18 protein-coding genes are annotated in these 20288 nt (G+C 64.4%); 16 read left to right on the forward strand and 2 right to left on the reverse strand.

The genetic code is table 11. The features are described 5' to 3' along the window. Positions 1 to 39 precede the first annotated feature (39 nt). From eno to AUL31_RS04765, 9 genes are all read left to right on the forward strand, one after another. Positions 40 to 1320 (forward strand): phosphopyruvate hydratase, encoded by a 1281-nt coding sequence (eno, locus tag AUL31_RS04725; RefSeq protein ID WP_060602146.1) that lies wholly within the window; start codon positions 40 to 42, stop codon positions 1318 to 1320. Between the two features lie 54 nt (positions 1321 to 1374). Then, the gene (locus AUL31_RS04730; RefSeq protein WP_060602186.1) at positions 1375 to 1683 is read left to right on the forward strand and encodes an FtsB family cell division protein; all 309 of its coding nucleotides are present in this window, start codon (positions 1375 to 1377) and stop codon (positions 1681 to 1683) included. A gap of 162 nt (positions 1684 to 1845) precedes the next feature. Beyond that, the gene (gene pdhA / locus AUL31_RS04735; protein ID WP_060602148.1) at positions 1846 to 2934 is read left to right on the forward strand and encodes a pyruvate dehydrogenase (acetyl-transferring) E1 component subunit alpha; all 1089 of its coding nucleotides are present in this window, start codon (positions 1846 to 1848) and stop codon (positions 2932 to 2934) included. A 12-nt stretch (positions 2935 to 2946) separates the two neighbouring features. Then, positions 2947 to 4374 (forward strand): pyruvate dehydrogenase complex E1 component subunit beta, encoded by a 1428-nt coding sequence (locus tag AUL31_RS04740; RefSeq protein WP_060602151.1) that lies wholly within the window; start codon positions 2947 to 2949, stop codon positions 4372 to 4374. Positions 4375 to 4387: 13 nt separating this feature from the next. Then, complete coding sequence (locus tag AUL31_RS04745; protein WP_060602154.1) at positions 4388 to 5779, forward strand: pyruvate dehydrogenase complex dihydrolipoamide acetyltransferase; 1392 nt, start codon at positions 4388 to 4390, stop codon at positions 5777 to 5779. A 30-nt stretch (positions 5780 to 5809) separates the two neighbouring features. Beyond that, positions 5810 to 7261: a dihydrolipoyl dehydrogenase gene (lpdA, locus tag AUL31_RS04750; RefSeq protein WP_060602156.1), complete on the forward strand. Its 1452-nt coding sequence runs from the start codon at positions 5810 to 5812 to the stop codon at positions 7259 to 7261. 104 nt (positions 7262 to 7365) lie between these two features. Beyond that, positions 7366 to 7620 (forward strand): GlsB/YeaQ/YmgE family stress response membrane protein, encoded by a 255-nt coding sequence (locus AUL31_RS04755; RefSeq protein WP_039193770.1) that lies wholly within the window; start codon positions 7366 to 7368, stop codon positions 7618 to 7620. Between the two features lie 39 nt (positions 7621 to 7659). Further along, positions 7660 to 8637, forward strand: a complete 978-nt coding sequence (lipA, locus tag AUL31_RS04760) for a lipoyl synthase (protein WP_060602159.1) — start codon at positions 7660 to 7662, stop codon at positions 8635 to 8637. Positions 8638 to 8643: 6 nt separating this feature from the next. Further along, entirely contained in the window at positions 8644 to 9099 is a 456-nt protein-coding gene (locus AUL31_RS04765) for a type II toxin-antitoxin system RatA family toxin (RefSeq protein WP_060602163.1), read from the forward strand. 24 nt (positions 9100 to 9123) lie between these two features. Here the strand turns inward: AUL31_RS04765 and AUL31_RS04770 are convergent, their stop codons facing one another. Then, on the reverse strand, positions 9124 to 9621 hold the full coding sequence (locus AUL31_RS04770; RefSeq protein ID WP_060602166.1) for a CinA family protein: 498 nt from the start codon (positions 9619 to 9621) through the stop codon (positions 9124 to 9126). Then, positions 9611 to 10807: a bifunctional 2-C-methyl-D-erythritol 4-phosphate cytidylyltransferase/2-C-methyl-D-erythritol 2,4-cyclodiphosphate synthase gene (locus AUL31_RS04775; protein WP_060602169.1), complete on the reverse strand. Its 1197-nt coding sequence runs from the start codon at positions 10805 to 10807 to the stop codon at positions 9611 to 9613. The genes AUL31_RS04770 and AUL31_RS04775 overlap by 11 nt, the downstream gene beginning before the upstream one ends. A gap of 248 nt (positions 10808 to 11055) precedes the next feature. Between AUL31_RS04775 and AUL31_RS04780 the strand changes: the two genes are divergently transcribed. The 7 genes from AUL31_RS04780 (at position 11056) to hfq (ending at position 20139) form a co-directional block, all read left to right on the forward strand. Further along, positions 11056 to 12087 (forward strand): tRNA dihydrouridine synthase, encoded by a 1032-nt coding sequence (locus tag AUL31_RS04780; RefSeq protein WP_060602189.1) that lies wholly within the window; start codon positions 11056 to 11058, stop codon positions 12085 to 12087. Positions 12088 to 12092: 5 nt separating this feature from the next. After that, the gene (locus tag AUL31_RS04785; protein WP_060602172.1) at positions 12093 to 13220 is read left to right on the forward strand and encodes a two-component system sensor histidine kinase NtrB; all 1128 of its coding nucleotides are present in this window, start codon (positions 12093 to 12095) and stop codon (positions 13218 to 13220) included. Next, positions 13220 to 14668: a nitrogen regulation protein NR(I) gene (gene ntrC, locus AUL31_RS04790; RefSeq protein ID WP_060602175.1), complete on the forward strand. Its 1449-nt coding sequence runs from the start codon at positions 13220 to 13222 to the stop codon at positions 14666 to 14668. The genes AUL31_RS04785 and ntrC overlap by 1 nt, the downstream gene beginning before the upstream one ends. 109 nt (positions 14669 to 14777) lie before the next feature. Beyond that, positions 14778 to 16958 carry a sensor histidine kinase NtrY-like gene (locus tag AUL31_RS04795; RefSeq protein ID WP_244489319.1) on the forward strand — a complete coding sequence of 727 codons (2181 nt, stop codon included), beginning with the start codon at positions 14778 to 14780 and terminating at the stop codon, positions 16956 to 16958. A gap of 6 nt (positions 16959 to 16964) precedes the next feature. Further along, positions 16965 to 18326, forward strand: a complete 1362-nt coding sequence (gene ntrX, locus AUL31_RS04800; RefSeq protein ID WP_060602181.1) for a nitrogen assimilation response regulator NtrX — start codon at positions 16965 to 16967, stop codon at positions 18324 to 18326. A gap of 12 nt (positions 18327 to 18338) precedes the next feature. After that, the gene (gene trkA, locus AUL31_RS04805) at positions 18339 to 19715 is read left to right on the forward strand and encodes a Trk system potassium transporter TrkA (RefSeq protein WP_060602183.1); all 1377 of its coding nucleotides are present in this window, start codon (positions 18339 to 18341) and stop codon (positions 19713 to 19715) included. A 190-nt stretch (positions 19716 to 19905) separates the two neighbouring features. Then, positions 19906 to 20139 (forward strand): RNA chaperone Hfq, encoded by a 234-nt coding sequence (gene hfq / locus AUL31_RS04810; protein WP_039194400.1) that lies wholly within the window; start codon positions 19906 to 19908, stop codon positions 20137 to 20139. The last annotated feature ends 149 nt before the right edge of the window (positions 20140 to 20288 follow it).

Raw genomic sequence — 20288 nt, forward strand, 5'->3', positions numbered from 1 at the left:
CTAAAAGGCCCTTGGCTATCGATTTCAGGGGGTCTCGCCATGACGGCAATCATCGACATCATCGGGCGTGAGATTCTCGACAGCCGGGGCAACCCGACCGTCGAGGTGGACGTGGTGCTGGAAGACGGCTCGATGGGCCGCGCTGCGGTTCCGTCCGGCGCATCGACCGGCGCGCACGAGGCGGTGGAGCTGCGTGACGGCGACGAGCGCTACGGCGGCAAGGGCGTGCAGGAGGCCGTGTCCGGCGTCAACACCGACATTCTGGAGGCCATCGCCGGCTTCGAGGCAGAGAATCAGATTCGCATCGACGCCGTGTTGAAGGCGCTCGACGGCACCCCGAACAAGAGCCGCCTCGGCGCCAATGCCATACTGGGCGTGTCGCTGGCCGTGGCCAAGGCGGCCGCCGAAGCGGCCGACCTGCCGCTCTACCGCTATGTCGGCGGCGCAAGCGCCCATGTGCTGCCCGTGCCGATGATGAACATCATCAATGGCGGCGCCCATGCCGACAACCCGATCGACTTTCAGGAATTCATGATCATGCCGGTCGGCGCGGAGAGCTTCTCCGAAGCGCTGCGCATGGGTGCGGAAGTTTTCCACACCCTGAAGAAAAGCCTGAAGGACGCCGGCCATAATACCAATGTCGGTGACGAAGGCGGATTCGCACCCAATCTCGGCTCGCCGCGCGAGGCGCTGGACTTTATCGTCCAGTCTATCGAGAAGGCGGGCTACAAGCCGGGCGAGGACATGTTCCTGGCGCTCGATTGCGCCTCGACCGAGTTCTACAAGGGCGGCGTCTACGACCTCGAGGGCGAGGGGCGTAAACTGTCCGCCGCCGAGTTTGCCGACTATCTGGCCGAGCTGTGCGATGCCTATCCCATCATCTCCATCGAAGACGGCATGGCTGAAGACGACTGGGAGGGCTGGAAGCTTCTGACCGACAAGGTCGGCGACCGCGTGCAACTGGTGGGCGACGATCTGTTCGTCACCAATTCGGTGCGCCTGCGCGAGGGCATCGAGAAGGGCGTCGCCAACTCCATCCTCGTCAAGGTCAACCAGATCGGCACGCTGACCGAGACGCTGGATGCCGTCAGCGTTGCGCAGCGCGCGGGCTATACCGCCGTCATGTCGCACCGCTCGGGCGAGACGGAGGATGCGACGATCGCCGATCTGGCCGTCGCCACCAATTGCGGGCAGATCAAGACAGGCTCGCTTGCCCGATCCGACCGGCTGGCGAAGTACAACCAGCTCCTGCGCATCGAGGAAGAGCTTGGCGACCAGGCCGTCTACGCCGGACGCTCCATCCTGAAGCGCCGCGTTTAATGCAAAATTAAGCGTGTGGGGAGCATCTTGCCGCCGAGCGGAGAGATGTTCCCCATGCGGACCAAGCAGAAGCGCAGATCCAAACTCGGACCTTTTGTCGTGCCCGTCATCACCATGACGGTGCTGGCCTATTTCGCGCTCCAATCCCAGGAAGGGCGCTACGGCGTCGACTCCCGCAAGGAGATGGCCGAGCTGCTCGTGCAGCGCGAGGCCCAGCTGGCGGACTTCGCCAAGGAGCGCGCCGCGCTCGAAACCCGCGTCCAATCGCTGCGGGACGGCTCTCTTCAGCGTGACATGGTTGACGAGAGGGCCCGTCGTGCCCTCAATATGGGAAATGAAGACGAGATCGTCATCCTGCGCTGATTGAGCGGCGGGTATAACTGGATTTCGGTTAAATCATGTTGCATTGCGGCATTTAACCGAAATCGAGGCAAGATTGTGTCGCCTCCTTGCCGATGCATCTGAATTGCGTGTAGTGCGTTTTCCCGACACGCCCCATGGGGCTTTAACAGAGGGAAGGCGCTTATGGCTTCTGGCAAGCAAAAGAGCAGCGTCCAGAGCACGGGGGCGACCGCCTCCAGCTCCGAAATCGTCAAGACGCTCGAGCACTTCGATACGCCGGCCCCCGCCGACTTCACCAAGGAAGACGATCTTGCGGCTTACCGCGAGATGCTGTTGATGCGCCGCTTCGAGGAGAAGGCCGGCCAGCTCTACGGCATGGGCGTCATCGGCGGCTTCTGCCACCTTTATATCGGCCAGGAGGCCGTCGTCGTCGGCGTGCAGGCCGCGTTGAAGGACGGCGACCAGATCATTACCGCCTACCGCGACCATGCGCACATGCTGGCAACCGGCATGGAGGCGCGTGGCGTCATGGCCGAGCTGACCGGCCGCCGCAGCGGCTATTCGCGCGGCAAGGGCGGCTCGATGCACATGTTCTCGAAAGAGAAGAACTTCTACGGCGGCCACGGCATCGTCGGCGCGCAGGTGCCCATCGGCACCGGCCTGGCCTTCGCCAACGCCTATCGCGGCAATGATTCTGTCTCGGTCACCTATTTCGGCGACGGCGCGGCCAACCAGGGCCAGGTCTACGAGGCCTTCAACATGGCTTCCCTGTGGAAGCTGCCGGTGATCTACGTCATCGAAAACAATCGCTACGCCATGGGCACGGCCGTCAGCCGCGCCTCGGCCGAAACCAATTTTGCCCATCGCGGCCTGTCGTTCAAGATTCCGGGCATCCAGGTCGATGGCATGGACGTGCGAGCCGTCAAGGCGGCCGCGGACCTTGCGGTCGAGCATTGCCGTGGCGGCAACGGCCCCATCATCCTCGAGATGATGACCTATCGCTATCGCGGCCACTCCATGTCCGATCCGGCGAAGTACCGCACGCGTGAGGAAGTGCAGAAGATGCGCTCCGAATCCGACCCGATCGAGCAGGTGCGCCAGCGCCTGATGGAAAGGTTCAACGTAGGCGAGGACGAATTGAAGGGCATCGACCGGGAGGTGCGCGACATCGTGGCCGAGGCCGCCGATTTCGCCCAGAACGACCCCGAGCCCGATGCTTCGGAATTGTGGACCGACGTCTACGCCGAATCCGTACCGCAGTCCGCGAACTGAGAGGGCGCACTCATGCCGACAGAGATTCTGATGCCCGCCCTTTCCCCCACGATGGAAGAGGGCACCCTGTCCAAGTGGATCAAGCAGGAAGGCGACGACGTTGCGCCGGGTGACGTGATCGCCGAGATCGAGACCGACAAGGCCACGATGGAAGTCGAGGCCGTGGACGAAGGGAAGCTTGGCAAGATCCTGGTGCCCGCCGGCACCGAGGGCGTCAAGGTGAACGCACCCATCGCCATTCTGATCGCCGATGGCGAAAGCGTGGACGACGCGGCCCCCAAAAAGCAGGAACAGCCGACGGGCCGCTCTGCGAACGATCCGAAGCCGGCCGAGGATGGCGCGGCCGATGCGGCCGAAAAGAACGCCGGTAAGCCGGTTCCGGCTTCCGGCCTGTCGCATCCAGAGCCCGAAGACGTCGACGGCGACCTGGCCGAAGAGGTGCCGGCCGGCACCGAAATGGTCAAGACCACCGTCCGCGAGGCGCTTCGCGATGCCATGGCCGAAGAGATGCGCCGTGACGAAACCGTGTTCCTGATGGGCGAGGAAGTCGCCGAGTATCAGGGCGCCTACAAGATCAGCCAAGGCCTTCTGGACGAGTTCGGCGCGCGGCGCGTGGTGGATACTCCGATCACCGAGCATGGGTTTGCCGGCCTTGCCGTCGGTGCGGCCTTTGCGGGCCTGCGCCCGATCGTCGAGTTCATGACCTTCAACTTCGCCATGCAGGCGATCGACCAGATCGTCAATTCGGCGGCGAAGACGCTGTACATGGCCGGTGGCCAGATGGGCTGCCCCATCGTGTTCCGCGGGCCCAACGGTGCCGCGGCGCGCGTGGCGGCGCAGCACAGCCAGGATTACGCCGCCTGGTACGGGCATATTCCGGGCCTGAAGGTGGTGCAGCCCTATACGGCGGCCGATGCCAAGGGCCTTCTGAAGTCGGCGATCCGCGATCCGAACCCGGTAATCTTCCTGGAGAACGAGATTCTCTATGGCCACAGCTTCGACGTTCCGAAGCTGGACGACTGGACGGTGCCGATCGGCAAGGCGCGCATCCATCGCAAGGGCAAGGACGTCACCATCGTCTCGTTCGGCATCGGCATGACCTACGCGGTCGCCGCCGCAGAGCAGCTTGCCTCCGAGGGTATCGACGCCGAGGTGATCGACCTGCGCACAATCCGCCCGCTCGATATCGACACGGTTGTCCGGTCGGTCCGCAAGACCAACCGTTGCGTGACGGTGGAAGAGGGCTGGCCGCAGGGGTCGGTCGGATCGCATATTGCGTCCGAACTCATGGTCCGCGCATTCGACCATCTCGATGCGCCGGTTCTCAAGGTCTGCGGCAAGGATGTTCCGATGCCCTACGCGGCCAATCTGGAAAAGCTGGCCCTGCCTTCCGCCAAGGAAGTCGTCGAGGCCGTGAAGGCCGTGACCTATCGCGCTTGAGGAGTGTTGACCGATGCCGATCAATGTGACGATGCCGGCGCTTTCGCCGACCATGGAAGAGGGCACGCTGGCCAAGTGGCTGGTGAACGAAGGTGACAAGGTTTCGCCGGGCGACGTGATCGCCGAAATCGAGACGGACAAGGCCACGATGGAAGTCGAGGCCGTGGACGAAGGCACCGTCGCCAAGATCCTCGTTGCCGCAGGCACCGAGGGCGTGAAGGTAAATGCGACCATCGCCGTCCTGACGGTCGACGGGGAAAGTGCCTCCGAGGCTTCCGGCGGTGCGCAGGCGGCCGATGTGAAGGCCGATGCGCCCGTGCAGACGAGCGTCGAGGAAGCCAAGGCCGAACCGGCCGGCGCTGCCCAGCCTTCTGCTGCATCGGCCCAGCCGTCTGCGGCGCTGGCCAAGGCCGAAGCCCCAAAGGGCGACCGCGTCTTCGCTTCGCCGCTGGCACGACGGATCGCCAGGGAGTCCGGCATCGACCTTGCGTCTGTGACCGGTTCCGGCCCGCAGGGCCGCATCGTCAAGGCAGATGTCGAAGCGGCATCCAAGGGCGGAGCGGCCAAGCCCGCCGCCGCCGCGACTGCCGGTCAGCCGGCTGGCGATGCCAAGGCAGCACCGGCGCCTGCCGCTGCTGCTGCGCCTGTGCGCGGCATGAGCGACGAGACCGTTCGCAAGCTCTTCCCGGCCGGGTCCTTCGAAGAGATTCCGCATGACGGCATGCGCAAGACCATCGCCAAGCGGCTGGTGGAGTCCAAGCAGACGGTTCCTCATTTCTACCTGACGGTGGATTGCGAGATCGACGCGCTGCTTGCGCTGCGCAAGCAGCTCAACGAAGCCGCGCCGATGATCCGCACGGAAGCGGGCGAAAAGCCTGCCTACAAGCTGTCGGTCAACGACATGATCATCAAGGCCATGGCCTGCGCGCTGAAGGCGGTTCCCGACGCCAACGTCTCGTGGACCGACAGCGCGATGCTCAAGCATCGCAATGCCGATGTCGGCGTGGCGGTGTCCATCGAAGGCGGGCTCATTACCCCCATCGTGCGCCGTGCGGACGAGAAGACCCTGTCGGTCATCTCCAACGAGATGAAGGACCTGGCCAAGCGCGCCCGGGCCCGCAAGCTGAAGCCCGAGGAATATCAGGGCGGCACCACCGCCGTGTCCAACCTCGGCATGTTCGGCATCCGCGACTTTGCCGCCGTCATCAACCCGCCGCATGCCACCATCCTGGCCATCGGCGCGGGCGAGGAGCGGGCTGTCGTCCGGAAGGGCGAGATCAAGGTGGCCAACATCATGACGGTTACCCTGTCGACGGATCACCGGGCCGTGGACGGCGCGTTGGGCGCAGAGCTCATTTCGGCCTTCCGCGAATACATCGAAAATCCGATGGGCATGCTGGTCTGATCTTCGGGCAGGCAGGGCAAGGACGCTGACATGGCTGAAACCTACGACATCCTGATCATCGGCGGCGGACCCGGCGGCTATGTTGCCGCCATCCGCGCCGCGCAACTCGGCTTCCGCACGGCGGTCGTCGAGCGTGAGCATCTGGGCGGCATCTGCCTCAACTGGGGCTGCATCCCGACCAAGGCGCTGCTGCGTTCGGCCGAGATCTTCCATTACGCCGAGCACGCCGAAAACTATGGCCTGAAGATCGAGAAGCCGGGTTTCGACATCGGCGCGGTGGTCAAGCGCTCGCGCGGGGTGTCCGCGCAGCTCAATGGCGGCGTCGGCATGCTGCTGAAGAAAAACAAGGTCGATGTGATCTGGGGTCAGGCCCGGATCGCCAAGGCCGGCAAGGGCGGCCCGGTCGAGGTCGAGGTCGGCGCGGCAACCAAGCCGGCCGTGGAGCCGCAGAACCCGGTGCCCAAGACGGTGCTGGGCCATGGCACCTACAAGGCGAAGCATGTGATCGTCGCCACGGGCGCCCGTCCGCGCGTGCTGCCCGGCATCGAGCCGGATGGCGACCGCATCTGGACCTATTTCGAGGCGATGAAGCCAAAGGCGATGCCGAAATCCCTGATCGTCATGGGGTCCGGCGCCATCGGCATCGAGTTCGCGTCCTTCTATCGCACGATGGGCGCCGACGTGACCGTTGTAGAGCTGCTGCCGCAGATTCTGCCGGTCGAGGACGGCGAAATCGCCGCCGTCGCGCGCAAGCAGTTCGAGAAGCAGGGCATGAAGATCCTGTCCGACGCCAAGGTGGCCAAGGTTACCAAGGGTGCGGACGGCGTCGAGGTGACGGTGGAGCAGGGCGGCAAGAGCCAGACCCTGAAGGCCGAGCGGCTGATTTCCGCCGTCGGCGTGCAGGGCAATACCGAGGGCCTGAACCTCGAGGGCATCGGTGTCGAGATCGAGCGTGGCATCATCAAGGTGGATGGCTACGGCCGCACCAATGTCGAGGGCGTCTACGCTATCGGCGATGTCGCCGGCGCGCCGATGCTGGCCCACAAGGCCGAGCATGAGGGCACGATCTGCGTCGAAAAGATCAAGGGCCTGGACGCGCATCCGATGATCCGCACCCAGATTCCGGGCTGCACCTACTGTCAGCCGCAGGTGGCCAGCGTCGGGCTGACCGAGGCGAAGGCCAAGGAGGCCGGGCGCGAGATCAAGGTGGGCCGGTTCAAGTTCATCGGCAATGGCAAGGCCATCGCCCTGGGCGAGCCGGAGGGCATGGTAAAGACCATCTTCGATGCCAAGACGGGCGAGCTTCTGGGCGCGCACATGGTGGGCGCCGAGGTGACGGAGCTGATCCAGGGCTTCGTCATCGCCATGGGCCTCGAGACCACGGAAGAGGAACTCATGCATGCCGTGTTCCCGCATCCGACCCTGTCCGAGACGATGCATGAGAGCGTCCTGGACGCCTATGGCCGAGTCATCCATATGTGACAGGCGGGCCGGTACCGTATCATGCGGGCTTGACCGGCCCCTGCCACGCCCATCTAACCTGACATGCGGCACAATCCGCCGCAGGTCAGACAGGAGTGGGTTGCATGAACGGCGTCGGCATCATCATGTCCATCATTCTCGGCGGTCTCGCCGGATGGATTGCGGAAAAGATCATGGGGGCCAATATCGGCCTTCTCACGAACATCATCCTGGGGATCGTCGGAGCGCTGCTGCTCAACTTCATCCTCAGCCTCTTCGGCATCTTCACTGCCGAAACCTATCTGGTGCAGTTCATCGTCGCGATCGTAGGCGCCTGCCTGCTGATCTTTCTCTGGCGGGCGATCCGCGGCCGGGCCTGAGCCTTGTTGCAGGCCGTGGCAGGAGTTAAATAACGAGCCATGGTCACCATTCTCGATACTTTGTCGCGGGCCGGGGATAAACCCCGGCCACGTCACCCCGAAAAGGCGCACCGGCCCGATACGCCGGTGCTGCCCAAGCCCGACTGGATCCGCGTAAAGGCGCCCGTCTCGCGCGGCTACGCGGAAACGCGCGAGATCGTGAAGGCGGAAAACCTCGTCACCGTGTGCGAGGAAGCCGGCTGCCCCAACATCGGCGGCTGCTGGGAAAAGAAACACGCGACATTCATGATCATGGGCGGCATCTGCACGCGCGCGTGCAGTTTCTGCAACGTCGCCACGGGCAAGCCGCATGCGCTCGACGACGGAGAGCCCGAAAGCGTCGCGCGGGCGGTGGCCAAGATGGGGCTTCACCATGTGGTGATCACCTCCGTCGACCGTGATGACCTTGCCGATGGCGGCGCCGAGCATTTCGCCCGCACCATCCGCGCGATCCGGGCCGCCGCGCCCGGCACCACGATCGAAATCCTGACGCCCGACTTCCTGCGCAAGCCCGGCGCGTTGGAGGTGGTCGTGGCCGCCAAGCCCGACGTCTTCAACCACAACCTCGAAACGGTGCCGTCCAATTACCTGACCGTGCGTCCCGGCGCGCGCTATTTCCATTCGGTGCGGCTTCTGCAGCGCGTCAAGGAACTGGACCCCACCATCTTCACCAAATCCGGCATCATGGTGGGCCTGGGCGAAGAGCGGAACGAGATCCTGCAATTGATGGACGATCTGCGGTCCGCCGATGTCGATTTCATCACCATCGGCCAGTATCTTCAGCCGACACGCAAGCACCACGCGGTGATCCGCTACGTGCCGCCAGAGGAGTTCAAGTCGTTGGAGACGGTCGCCTATACCAAGGGTTTCCTGGTGGTGGCGGCCAGCCCGCTGACCCGCTCGTCGCACCATGCCGGAGAGGATTTCGAGCGGCTGCGCAAGGCGCGTCTGGCGCGCCAGACCTCCGCGGCGGCCTGACGCACGATGCCGAAATTCGAAAGTACGCGTATCGTCAACTTCACGCCGCGCCAGATGTTCGATCTGGTGGCCGACGTGGAACGTTACCCCGAATTCGTGCCGCTGTGCGAGCGCCTGACCATCCGCACGCGCCGCGAGCGCGAGGGGACGACGCTTCTCGTCGCCGACATGACGGTGGCCTACAAGATGATCCGCGAAAGCTTCGCGACCCAGGTTCTGCTGGATCCGGACAAGCGGCAGATCGATGTCGAATATATCGACGGGCCCTTCCGCTTCCTGCGCAACCAATGGCGTTTCGAAGACGATCCAAAGGGTTGCCGGGTCGTGTTCTTTATCGAATACGAGTTCAAGAACCGTGCGCTCGGCATGGTGATGGGCTCGATGTTCGACTATGCGTTCCGGCGTTTTGCCGTGGCATTCGAAGAGCGCGCCGCCAAGGTGTACGCCGCACCCGCCGCCTGACCCACGGGTCGGGAAATCCCGGCTCTACTCCTGACGCATCATCTGGTCGATCAGGTCGAAGGCGATGGCGACGCTCATCAGGCGGATACGCCGGCGTCCGATATCGCCGAACATTTCCTTGCGATGAACCAGCCGGTCGCCACGCGCGGCCGCAAAATGAACCAGCCCGACAGGCTTTTCCGCGCTTCCGCCGCCGGGGCCGGCAACGCCGGTGACCGAAACGGCGATGTCGGCATGGGATGCGGCCAGCGCGCCCAGCGCCATGGCGCGTGCGACCTCGCCCGATACCGCGCCGAAGGCCTGCAGCGCAGCGTCGTCGACGTGCAGCACCTCTGTCTTGGCGGCATTGGAGTAGGTGACGTAGCCACGCTCCACCACCGCGGACGAGCCCGCAACCTCGGTCAGATACGCCGCGACCAGACCGCCGGTGCAGGATTCCGCGGTCACGACGCGCAGCCCGGCAGCCGTTGCCTCGGCAATCAGCCTTTGCGCCTCTTCGATCAGCCCTTCGTCATCCTGCATCGCCAGTCTCCTCGAAAACGACGCTCGCAGTGGCGATGGCGGCTATGCCTTCCCGGCGGCCCACGAAGCCGATGGTCTCGTTGGTCGTCGCCTTGACGGACACGCGCTCGACGTCGATGCCAAGAGTATCGGCTATGGCGGCGCGCATGGCCAGACGGTGCGGCGCGATCTTCGGCGCCTCGCAGATGAGGCTGATGTCGGCATTGCAGATGCGTCCGCCCCGGCTGCGGACGATGTCGGCGGCATGGGCCAGGAAGATGCGGGAGGCCGCGCCCTTCCATTGTGGATCGGATGGCGGGAAATGATCGCCGATATCGCCGGCCCCGCAGGTGGCCAGCAACGCATCGGTGAGCGCATGAAGGCCGACATCCGCATCGGAGTGGCCGGACAGCGCCTGATCGTGCGCAATGCGGATGCCGCAGAGCGTAACATGGTCGCCCGCAACCAGTTGATGCACGTCGTATCCGTTGCCGACCCTGACATCGAGCATTTGTGTATCGTCCTTCTTCAAATGCGCGGCGGCTCGGGCAAGGTCGCCGGCATAGGTGATCTTCTGGTTTTCGGGGGCGCCGACGACCAGGCAGACGCGAAGGCCCGCCCATTCGGCGATGGAGGAATCATCGGTAAAATCGGCGCGCCCGCTGGCCAGGGCGGCACGGTGCGCCGACAGTAAGGCTTGGAACGGAAAGCCCTGCGGGGTCTGGGCCGCGAACAGGTTTTCCCGCGCCACCGTATGGGCGACATGAAGCCCGTCATGGCTGTGCTTCAGCGTATCGGACACCGGCAGCACGGGCAGGGCGCCCATGGTTTGCGTCACCGTATCGCGTACGCGGTGGACCACGGCGCCGGCCAGTGGCCGCGCGGCATCGTGGATGAGGACGATGTCGGGTGCGCTTTCTTCCAGTGCGTCCAGCCCGTTGAGAACGGATTGCTGCCGCGTTGCCCCGCCGATGACGGTGCGCACATGGGGCAGGGCCGGTGCGGCCGCAGCAAAGAGCGCTTCGTCATCGGCATGGATCACCACGATGACGCTTTCGAACAGGTCCGGCGGAAAGCAATCCAGCGCGTGGGCCACCAGCGCCCGGCCGGCAAGCAGGCGATACTGCTTCGGCCCGCCCTCTGCGCCGGCCCGTTCGCCACGCCCGGCGGCGACGATGATGGCAGCGGCGCTGCGCGGCTCGTTCATTGTCCAGTCCCCATCATGATCCCGTCACGGAGGGACCATAAAGAGGCGTTGCGCGCAAGGCTTGGGCGGCCTGCCTGCATTCCCCGCATTCTTGTCGGTAACGACGCACAAATTGGTTGCACTGCAGCAAAAAGATACGCATACAGAATGGATATGCTTGCGATTTGGGCATGTCCATATATAGATCAGCCATGGCCGCGAACCGATTTGAAGACGCACGCAGACCGATGATTCCCGCTGGTGCCCGCATGGGCACGGCGCGGTTATCGCTGGGTGGCCGGGATTTCGGGGCGCCCGTCCTGTGCGCGCCTTTGTCCGGCATAACGGATGTTCCCTTCCGCCGTCTGCTGCGTCGCCTGGGGGCCGGCCTGGTCTTTTCCGAGATGGTCGCCAGCGGCGAGTTGATGCGCGGCACGCGTGAAAGCCTGCTACGGGTCATGGCCGATGGCGCCGGCCTGCGCGCGGTGCAACTGGCGGGACGTGACCCTGCGATGATGCGCGCGGCAGCGGAACGGTTGGCCGGCGAGGGCGCCGATCTGATCGACATCAACTTCGGCTGCCCCGCCAAGAAGGTCGTTGGTGGCCAATGCGGTTCCGCGCTGATGCGGGAGCCGGAGCTGGCAGCGCGGCTGATGGCGGCCACGCTGGAAGGGGCGGGCTCCGTGCCCGTTTCGGTCAAGATGCGGCTCGGCTGGAGCCGCGGCAGTTTGAATGCGGCCGAGATCGCCGGCGCGGCGGCTTCCATCGGGCTGGCCATGGTTACCGTGCATGGACGCACGCGCGACCAGTTCTATGAGGGATGTGCCGACTGGGCGGCCGTGGCCCCCGTGCGGCAGGCCATCGACCTGCCGCTCGTGGTCAACGGCGATATCCAAACCCCTGCCGATATCGAAACTGCCCTGTGCGCCAGCGGTGCGGACGCGGTCATGGTGGGTCGCGCCTTGTGCGGCCGCCCGTGGCTGATCGGCCTGATGACGGGCGCGCTGACACCGCACGACTTGCAGGCGCTGGCACTGGATGAGCTGGTTGCCGAGCACTACGAGGCGATGATCGATCATTACGGAGAGGCCACCGGCGTGCGCCATGCGCGCAAGCATCTCGGCTGGTATCTCGACAGGGTCGCCATCCGGCAGGGCGGTGCCATGGCAGCGGAGCGGGCGGCGCTGATGAGCGCGCGCGAAGCGCCTGCCGTCGTGCGGCTGATCGGGGATATCTTCGGCGGCATCCGCCTTTGCGACCTCGAGACGACCCAATCCATGTATCTGGAAAAGGCTGCGTAAGCGACGTGACACGGGCAACGACACCTCATATCGATACCTTCCAGGTCTTGAACGCCATTCCGCATCCCGTGGTCGTGGTGGATGGGGAAGGCTATTTCTCCTTTGCCAATTCCGACGCGGAGCAATTCTTTTCGGCGGGGGCAAGTTACCTGTCCAGGCGGCGGCTGGCCGATTTCGTGCCCGGCGACAGCCCGCTGTTCATGCTGATCGACCAGGTGCGCGCACAGGGTTCGCGCATCAGCGAATACCGGGTGGACCTGTCATCGCCACGGCTTGGCGGCGAGCGGCTGGTGGATCTGTATGTCTCGGCCATTCCGGACAGCAAGGGCCTCGTCGTGGTGATGATCCAGCTTCGGTCCATCGCCGACAAGATGGACCGGCAGCTCACTCACCGTTCGGCCGCGCGCAGCGTGACGGGGCTGGCCTCCATGCTGGCACATGAAATCCGCAACCCCCTGTCAGGCATTCGCGGGGCTGCGCAGCTTCTGGAAACCGCGGCCTCCGACGAGGATCGGGTGCTGACCCGCCTGATCCAGGAGGAGAGCGAGCGCATCGGCAAGCTGGTCGACAGGATGGAAGTGTTTTCCGACCAGCGGCCGGTGGAGCGGTCGGCCGTGAACATCCACTCGGTGCTGGAGCATGTGAAGACGCTGGCGCGCAGTGGTTTTGCCCGCAATGTGCGGATCAGCGAAGTCTACGATCCGTCGCTGCCACCTGTCTTCGCCAACCGCGACCAGCTCGTTCAGGTGTTCTTGAACCTCGTCAAGAATGCCAGCGAAGCCGTGTCGTCGGTCACTGACCCGGAAATCCGCCTGACCACGGCCTTCCGGCCGGGCGTGCGGCTGTCCGTGCCGGGAAGCCGATCCCGCGTGACGCTGCCGCTGGAGTTCACCGTCGAGGATAACGGCCCCGGCGTGCCGGAAGATATCCGCGAAAACATCTTCGACCCCTTCGTGACGACCAAGCCCAGCGGAACCGGCCTCGGGCTCGCACTGGTGGCCAAGATCGTGGGCGACCACGGCGGCGTCATCGAGTGCGACTCGCAGCCCGGCCACACCGCGTTCCGCGTTCTCATGCCTGCCTGGACAGAGGCGATGGACAAGATAACGACCTCTCCGAGGAGTACCGATTGATGGCACCGGCCCAGATTCTTGTCGCCGACGACGATGCGGCGATCCGCACCGTATTGTCGCAGGCCCTGCTGCGTGCCGGCTACGAGGTGCGCGTTACCTCCAACATCGCCACGCTGTGGCGCTGGGTGGCGGCCGGCGACGGCGACCTTGTGATCACCGATGTGCTGATGCCGGATGGCGACATTTTCGATACGCTGCCGCGCATCCGCAATACACGGCCCGACCTTCCGGTCATCGTGATGAGCGCCCAGAACACGTTCATGACGGCCATTAAGGCGTCGGAGCGGGGCGCCTACGATTACGTGCCCAAGCCCTTCGACCTGTCAGAGCTGGTGGGTATCGTGCGGCGTGCGCTGGCCGAGCCGAAAAACAGCGCGCGCGCCGATGGCGGCGAGAATGCCGGAGAGTCGATGCCGCTGGTGGGGCGCTCTCCCGCCATGCAGGATATCTATCGCGCGCTGGCGCGCATGATGCAGACCGACCTGACGGTGCTGATCACCGGAGAGTCCGGCACCGGCAAGGAACTTGTCGCGCGCGCGCTGCACGATTACGGGCGCCGCCGGAAGGGGCCCTTCGTTGCCATCAACATGGCCGCCATCCCGCGCGACCTGATCGAGTCGGAGTTGTTCGGCCACGAGAAGGGCGCCTTCACGGGTGCGCAGGCCCGGGCCAGCGGCCGCTTTGAGCAGGCCGAGGGAGGCACGCTGTTTCTGGACGAGATCGGCGATATGCCGATGGAGGCCCAGACACGGCTGCTACGCGTGCTGCAACAGGGCGAATATACGGTTGTCGGCGGGCGCACGCCCATCGCCACGGACGTGCGCATCGTGGCGGCCACCAACAAGGATCTGCGTCAGTTGATCCAGCGCGGCCAGTTCCGCGAAGACCTGTTCTACCGCCTCAACGTGGTGCCGCTGCGCCTGCCGCCGCTGCGCGAACGCATTGAGGATCTGGGCGATCTCGCACGCCATTTCTTTGCCGAAGTGCAAAAGGAGGGGCTGCCCCGCAAAACGCTGAGCCAGGGCGCGCTGGATGTCATGCGCCGATACGCCTGGCCCGGAAATGTGCGCGAGCTGGAAAACCTTGTGCGCCGGCTGTCGGCCCTCTATCCGCAGGATGAGATCACGGCCGAACTGGTCGAGCATGAGCTGGCCAACGAAATGGCCAAGTCCAGCAGCGTCGACGGAGAAAACGGCAAGGCGATCGATCTGTCCGCCTCGGTCGAGCGCTATCTGGCAGACTACTTCAACTCCTTCGGCGACGATTTGCCGCCCCCCGGCCTGCATGGGCGCATCCTGCGCGAGGTGGAGTATCCGCTTATCGCGGCGGCGCTGGCCGCAACACGCGGCAATCAGGTAAAAGCGGCCGATCTTCTGGGGGTCAATCGCAATACGCTAAGGAAAAAAATCCGCGATCTGGATGTGATGGTCGTCCGTTCGATCCGCTAAAATTTCAGAAGCGCTCGTTGCAATCTGAACACATTACGTTGCAAAACTGCCACGAGATGGCAGGTGTGACGACTCAATGACTGCTCAGGCAACTCAAACGGACGATGGCATGTCGCTTCTCCGCGAGCGGCGTCGCTTCATGCTGGTTCCCGGTATCCTGGCGGTTCTGGGCGCGCTGATCACTGGCGCGGTGTCCTTCGTTGTCCTGATGGGGCTGACGCCGATTGCGCCCACCGATGCGGTGGTGAAGATTTGCAGTGCCGTAAACGGCCTGTTCGTGCTTCTGCTCTGCGGCCTCATCGGGCGCGAGGTGCTGCGCATGGTGCGCGCCCGCCGGCAGGGCAAGGCCGCGTCGCGCCTGCATGTCCGCATCGTGGTGCTGTTTTCCATCGTTGCCGCCACGCCGGCGCTTCTGGTGGCCATCGTTGCGGGCATCACGCTGGATTTGGGGCTGGATCGCTGGTTCGAGATGCGAACGCGCGCCATCGTCGATTCCTCCATCAGTGTCGCGCGCGCCTATGTGAACGAGAATGCGCGCAACCTGCAGGGTTCCACCCTGTCGATGGCTTACGACCTGCAGGCGCAGCGCCGCCTTTACGATCTGGACCGGACGGGCTTCACGCAGCTCATGACGGAGCAGGCCAAGGGCCGCTCGCTGCTGGGCGCGCAGTTGCTGCGCGGCGACGGCTCGCCCTTCCTGCGGGCCGACGTGCCGGTGGAAAGGCCGCTGCCGGCGCCGCCCACCGATGCGCTGGAACAGGCCGCCGATGGGAATCTCGTCTTCATTCCGCCCGGGGTCACCAACCTTGTCGGCGCGGTCATGCAGCTTCGCGATTTCGGCAATGTGTATCTGTACACCATCCGGGTGGTCGATCCTGAGGTGATCTCGGCCCTGCGCATGATGGAAGAGCGCACGGCCGAGTACTCTGCGCTGGAGGCCAATCGCTTCGGCCTGCAGGTGGCCTTCGCCCTGCTATATCTTGGCATTACGCTGATCGTGCTTCTGTCGGCCATCTGGACGGGCATCGGCGTTGCCGACCGTCTCGTGCGGCCGATCCGGTTGCTGATCACCGCGGCGGACGAAGTCAGCGAAGGCAAGCTGACGGTCTCCGTCCCGGTGCGGGCATCGGACGGCGATGTCGGCTCATTGTCCAATACGTTCAACAACATGATCCGCCAGCTTCGCAGCCAGCGCGAAGAGCTGGTGAGCGCCAAGGACGTGATCGACGAGCGTCGCCGCTTTACCGAGGCGGTGTTGTCGGGCGTTACCGCCGGCGTTGTCGGCGTGACGGCCAGGGGCGACATCTCGATGCTCAACCCGTCTGCCGAGCGCATTCTGCAGATCAGGGCCGACGAGGCCGTGGGGCAGCGCCTCGGCGACCTGTTCCCCATCATCGCGGGCATTCATGAGGCGGCCTCGCATTCGCGCAAGCACGAGTTCCAGGAGCAGGTGCAGCAGCGTGAGCGCGTGCTGAACGTCCGCGTGACCTCCGAGGATGGCAGTGACGGCAACCAGTCCAGCGTGGTGACGCTGGATGACATCACCGACCTTGTGGAAGCCCAACGCTCGTCGGCATGGGCCGATGTGGCCCGTCGCATCGCCCACGAGATCAAGAACCCGCTGACGCCGATCCAGCTATCGGCCGAACGCATCCGCCGGCGCTACGGCAAGCTTGTGGTCGAGGACCGCGAGATATTCGACCGCTGCGTCGATACGATCATCCGGCAGGTGTCGGATATCGGCCGCATGGTCGACGAGTTCTCGTCCTTCGCGCGGATGCCCAAGCCCACGATGGAGCGGCGCGACCTGCGCGAGGCGCTGAAGGAAGCCCTTTTCATGCGCGAGATGGGCGATCACGGCATCGCCTTCACCAACGAGATCTCCGACCGGCCGATGATCGGCAATTTCGACGGGCGGCTGATCTCGCAGGCCTTCGGCAACCTCGTGAAAAACGCCGTCGAAGCCTTCGACGAGACGGGGCAGCAGGGCCGGCGCATCACCGTCCGCGCGACGCCGGGGGCCGAGTGGCACACGGTCGAGATCGTCGACAACGGCAAGGGTTTTCCGAAGGAGCATCGAGAACGGCTTCTCGAGCCCTACATGACGACGCGGGAAAAAGGCACCGGCCTTGGACTGGCGATCGTGAAGAAGATCGTAGAGGAGCATGGCGGCTCGATAGAGCTGGACGATGCTCCGGATGGGCAGGGGGCGCTTGTGCGCATACGCCTGCCCGCATTCAGGCAGGAGCCCGCAGAAGAGACTGCGGGCAACGAAACGACGAAGTGGTGAGAACTGATGGCATCGGACATCCTGATCGTCGATGACGAAGCCGATATCCGCGATCTGGTCGCGGGGATCCTCGAAGACGAAGGCCACGAGACGCGCATCGCCGGCAATTCCGACGCGGCGCTGGCCGCGATTGCCGATCGCGTACCGCGATTGATCTTCCTCGACATATGGCTGCAGGGGAGCCGGCTCGACGGGCTGGATCTTCTGGAGGCCATCAAGACACAGCATCCGGAAATTCCGGTGGTGATGATTTCCGGGCACGGCAATATCGAGACGGCGGTGTCCGCCATCAAGCGCGGGGCCTACGACTATATCGAGAAGCCCTTCAAGGCCGATCGCCTCGTGCTGATTGCCGAACGGGCGCTCGAAACCTCGAAGCTGAAGCGCGAAGTGCTCGAGCTGCGCCGCCGCACCTACGACTCGCCCGAGCTTATCGGCAAGTCGCATGTGATGAACCAGTTGCGCACCACCATCGAGCGTGTGGCCCCCACCAACAGCCGCGTCATGATCCTTGGCCCGTCCGGCTCCGGCAAGGAAATGGTGGCGCGCGCCATCCATGCCGCCTCCGCCCGCTCGGGCGGGCCCTTCGTGGCGCTGAACGCCGCCACCATCACGCCGGAGCGGATGGAGGTGGAGCTGTTCGGCACGGACACGCCCCCGGGCGTGGAACGCAAGGTCGGTGCCTTCGAGGAGGCGCATGGCGGCGTTCTGTATCTCGACGAGGTGGGCGACATGCCGCGCGAGACGCAGAACAAGATCCTGCGCGTCCTGACCGAGCAGACCTTCGAGCGGGTGGGCGGCACCAAGAAGGTCAAGGTGGATGTGCGCATCATCTCGTCCACGGCGCAGAACCTGGAAAGCCTGATGTCGGAAGGGGCCTTCCGCGAAGACCTCTATCACCGGCTGGCCGTGGTGCCGATCTCGGTGCCGCCGCTGGCCGAGCGCCGGGCGGACATACCCCTGCTGATCGACGCCTTCATGCGCCAGATCAGCGACCAGACGGGCATCCGCCCCAAGGAGCTGAGCCCGGAGGCGCTGGCCGTGCTGCAATCCAGCGACTGGCCCGGCAATATCCGCCAGTTGCGCAACAATATCGAGCGGCTGATGATCCTGTCGCGTCAGGACGACAATGAGGTGATTTCCGCCGATATGCTGCCCCACGAGGTCAGCGAGATGCTGCCGCGCACGCCCAGCCAGTCGGATGGCCGCATTCTGGCGCTGCCTCTGCGTGATGCCCGCGAAGTCTTCGAGAAGGAGTATCTCGTGGCGCAGATCAACCGCTTCGGCGGCAATATCTCGCGCACGGCCGAATTCGTCGGGATGGAGCGTTCGGCGTTGCACCGCAAGCTCAAATCCCTCGGCATCTGAGGGCGCGGCGCCATGCGGGTCGTCGTCTGCGGTGCGGGGCAGGTTGGGTACGGCATCGCCGAGCGCCTTGCCGCAGAACGGCATGACGTGTCCGTCATCGATACGTCGCCGGAACTGGTGCAAGCCATCCGCGAAACCATCGACGCGCGCGGCATCGTCGGTCATGGCGCCTATCCCGAAGTGCTGGAAGAGGCGGGCGCGGCCCAGGCCGACCTTCTGATCGCCGTCACCCTCTACGACGAAGTCAACATGGTGGCCTGCCAGGTTGCGCATTCGGTGTTCGAGGTTCCAACTAAGATCGCGCGCATCCGCTCGCAGTCCTATCTACGCTCCGACCTGCAGGACCTGTTCTCCACCGACCACATGCCGATCGACGTGATCATCTCGCCCGAGCGGGAGGTCGGAGAGATGGTTCTGCGGCGCATTGCGCTGCCGGGGGCGATGGACGTCATCCCGTTTTTGGACGGGGCGGTCGTCACGGTTGCGATAGACTGCCGGGAGGACTGCCCCGTCATCAACAAGCCGCTCGGCCAGTTGACGGAGCTGTTCCCGGATCTCGGGGCCACGGTCGTGGGCGTCGTGCGCAACGACGAGCTGATCGTGCCTTCCACCAGTGACGAGCTTCTGGCGGGCGACCTTGCCTATGTGGTCGCCGACGAAAAGCAGATCAGGCGTACGCTGCTTTTGTTCGGCCACGAAGAGCCGGAGGCGGGACGCATCATCATCGCGGGGGGCGGCAATATCGGCCTCTATGTCGCGCAGGAGATGGAGCGTCGCCGGCTGGCCGCGCGTCTCAGCCTTGTCGAGGCCAATGCCGAGCGTGCCCGCTATGTTGCCGAAAAGCTGAACCGCACCGTCGTCCTGAACGGCAGCTCGTTGAAGCGGTCGGTGTTGATGGAAGCCGATGTGGACCGCGCCGACCTGACGGTGGCGCTGACCAATGACGACCAGGCCAACATCCTGACAAGCGTGCTGGCCAAGCGCCTGGGTTGCCGGTCCAACATGACGCTGATCAACGATCCGGCCTTCCAGACCTTTACCCGGCCATTGGGCATCGATGCCTATGTGGACCCGCGCTCGGTCACGGTATCGCGCATCCTGCAGCATGTCCGGCGCGGGCGTATCCGGGCGGTGCATTCCATCCTGGATGGGCGCGCCGAAATCATCGAGGCCGAGGCGCTGGAAACATCGCCGCTCGTCGGAACCCCGCTGCGCGAGTTGAACCTGCCCGAAGACCTGCGTATCGGCGCCATATGGCGCGGCAAGGCGTTTATCCGGCCGGATGGGCAGGTCCGCATCAAGCCGGGCGACCGCGTCGTGCTGTTTGCGGCCGGCCACGCGGTGAAGAAGGTGGAGCAATTCTTCCGCGTCAGCCTCGAGTATTTTTGATCTGCCCACCTTTGCCGTCGGCAGGCCGGCTGGTAGCGTCCCTATGTCGTAGACTCAACCGGTCCGGCCTCTCGCAACCGCGTTCGGGAGCGCCTATATGGTCGGATGCGATGATGAATCGAGCCGCTGGCATCGCACGAGGTATGTGGACTGCCAGCCAACAACAAAAGAAACAATGACAGGACAGGCGATGGCCGAGCGCTCGCAGAATCTTCAGGATGTATTCCTAAACGCAGTTCGAAAGCAGAAAATTTCGTTGACGATCTTTTTGGTCAACGGCGTGAAGCTGACGGGTATCGTCACCTCCTTCGACAATTTCTGTGTCCTTCTCCGCCGCGACGGGCATTCGCAGCTGGTCTACAAGCACGCAATCTCAACCATCATGCCGTCTCAGCCTGTGCAGATGTACGATGGTGAGGAATAACAGGAACACCGATTGACGGAATTTTCCACCGAACGGGCCAAGGGGCCCATCGAACACAAGCGTATACCCACCCGTGCGGCGGTGATCGTGCCGATCGTCCGCAAGCCGGCTCCGGTCGACGATCCGACCGAGGCGGCCCGCCGCGGCGG

It is taken from the genome of Aureimonas altamirensis (assembly GCF_001463885.1).
GTDB lineage: Bacteria > Pseudomonadota > Alphaproteobacteria > Rhizobiales > Rhizobiaceae > Aureimonas > Aureimonas altamirensis.

Coding starts and splice junctions, on each gene's coding strand:
- ntrX (WP_060602181.1), top strand. CDS start 16,965: ATGGCATCGGACATCCTGATCGTCGATGACGAAGCCGATATCCGCGAT.
- AUL31_RS04780 (WP_060602189.1), top strand. CDS start 11,056: ATGGGCACGGCGCGGTTATCGCTGGGTGGCCGGGATTTCGGGGCGCCC.
- AUL31_RS04745 (WP_060602154.1), top strand. CDS start 4,388: ATGCCGATCAATGTGACGATGCCGGCGCTTTCGCCGACCATGGAAGAG.
- ntrC (WP_060602175.1), top strand. CDS start 13,220: ATGGCACCGGCCCAGATTCTTGTCGCCGACGACGATGCGGCGATCCGC.
- AUL31_RS04740 (WP_060602151.1), top strand. CDS start 2,947: ATGCCGACAGAGATTCTGATGCCCGCCCTTTCCCCCACGATGGAAGAG.
- eno (WP_060602146.1), top strand. CDS start 40: ATGACGGCAATCATCGACATCATCGGGCGTGAGATTCTCGACAGCCGG.
- lpdA (WP_060602156.1), top strand. CDS start 5,810: ATGGCTGAAACCTACGACATCCTGATCATCGGCGGCGGACCCGGCGGC.
- hfq (WP_039194400.1), top strand. CDS start 19,906: ATGGCCGAGCGCTCGCAGAATCTTCAGGATGTATTCCTAAACGCAGTT.
- AUL31_RS04775 (WP_060602169.1), bottom strand. CDS start 10,807: ATGAACGAGCCGCGCAGCGCCGCTGCCATCATCGTCGCCGCCGGGCGT.
- AUL31_RS04765 (WP_060602163.1), top strand. CDS start 8,644: ATGCCGAAATTCGAAAGTACGCGTATCGTCAACTTCACGCCGCGCCAG.
- AUL31_RS04755 (WP_039193770.1), top strand. CDS start 7,366: ATGAACGGCGTCGGCATCATCATGTCCATCATTCTCGGCGGTCTCGCC.
- AUL31_RS04770 (WP_060602166.1), bottom strand. CDS start 9,621: ATGCAGGATGACGAAGGGCTGATCGAAGAGGCGCAAAGGCTGATTGCC.
- AUL31_RS04730 (WP_060602186.1), top strand. CDS start 1,375: ATGCGGACCAAGCAGAAGCGCAGATCCAAACTCGGACCTTTTGTCGTG.
- pdhA (WP_060602148.1), top strand. CDS start 1,846: ATGGCTTCTGGCAAGCAAAAGAGCAGCGTCCAGAGCACGGGGGCGACC.
- AUL31_RS04795 (WP_244489319.1), top strand. CDS start 14,778: ATGTCGCTTCTCCGCGAGCGGCGTCGCTTCATGCTGGTTCCCGGTATC.
- lipA (WP_060602159.1), top strand. CDS start 7,660: ATGGTCACCATTCTCGATACTTTGTCGCGGGCCGGGGATAAACCCCGG.
- trkA (WP_060602183.1), top strand. CDS start 18,339: ATGCGGGTCGTCGTCTGCGGTGCGGGGCAGGTTGGGTACGGCATCGCC.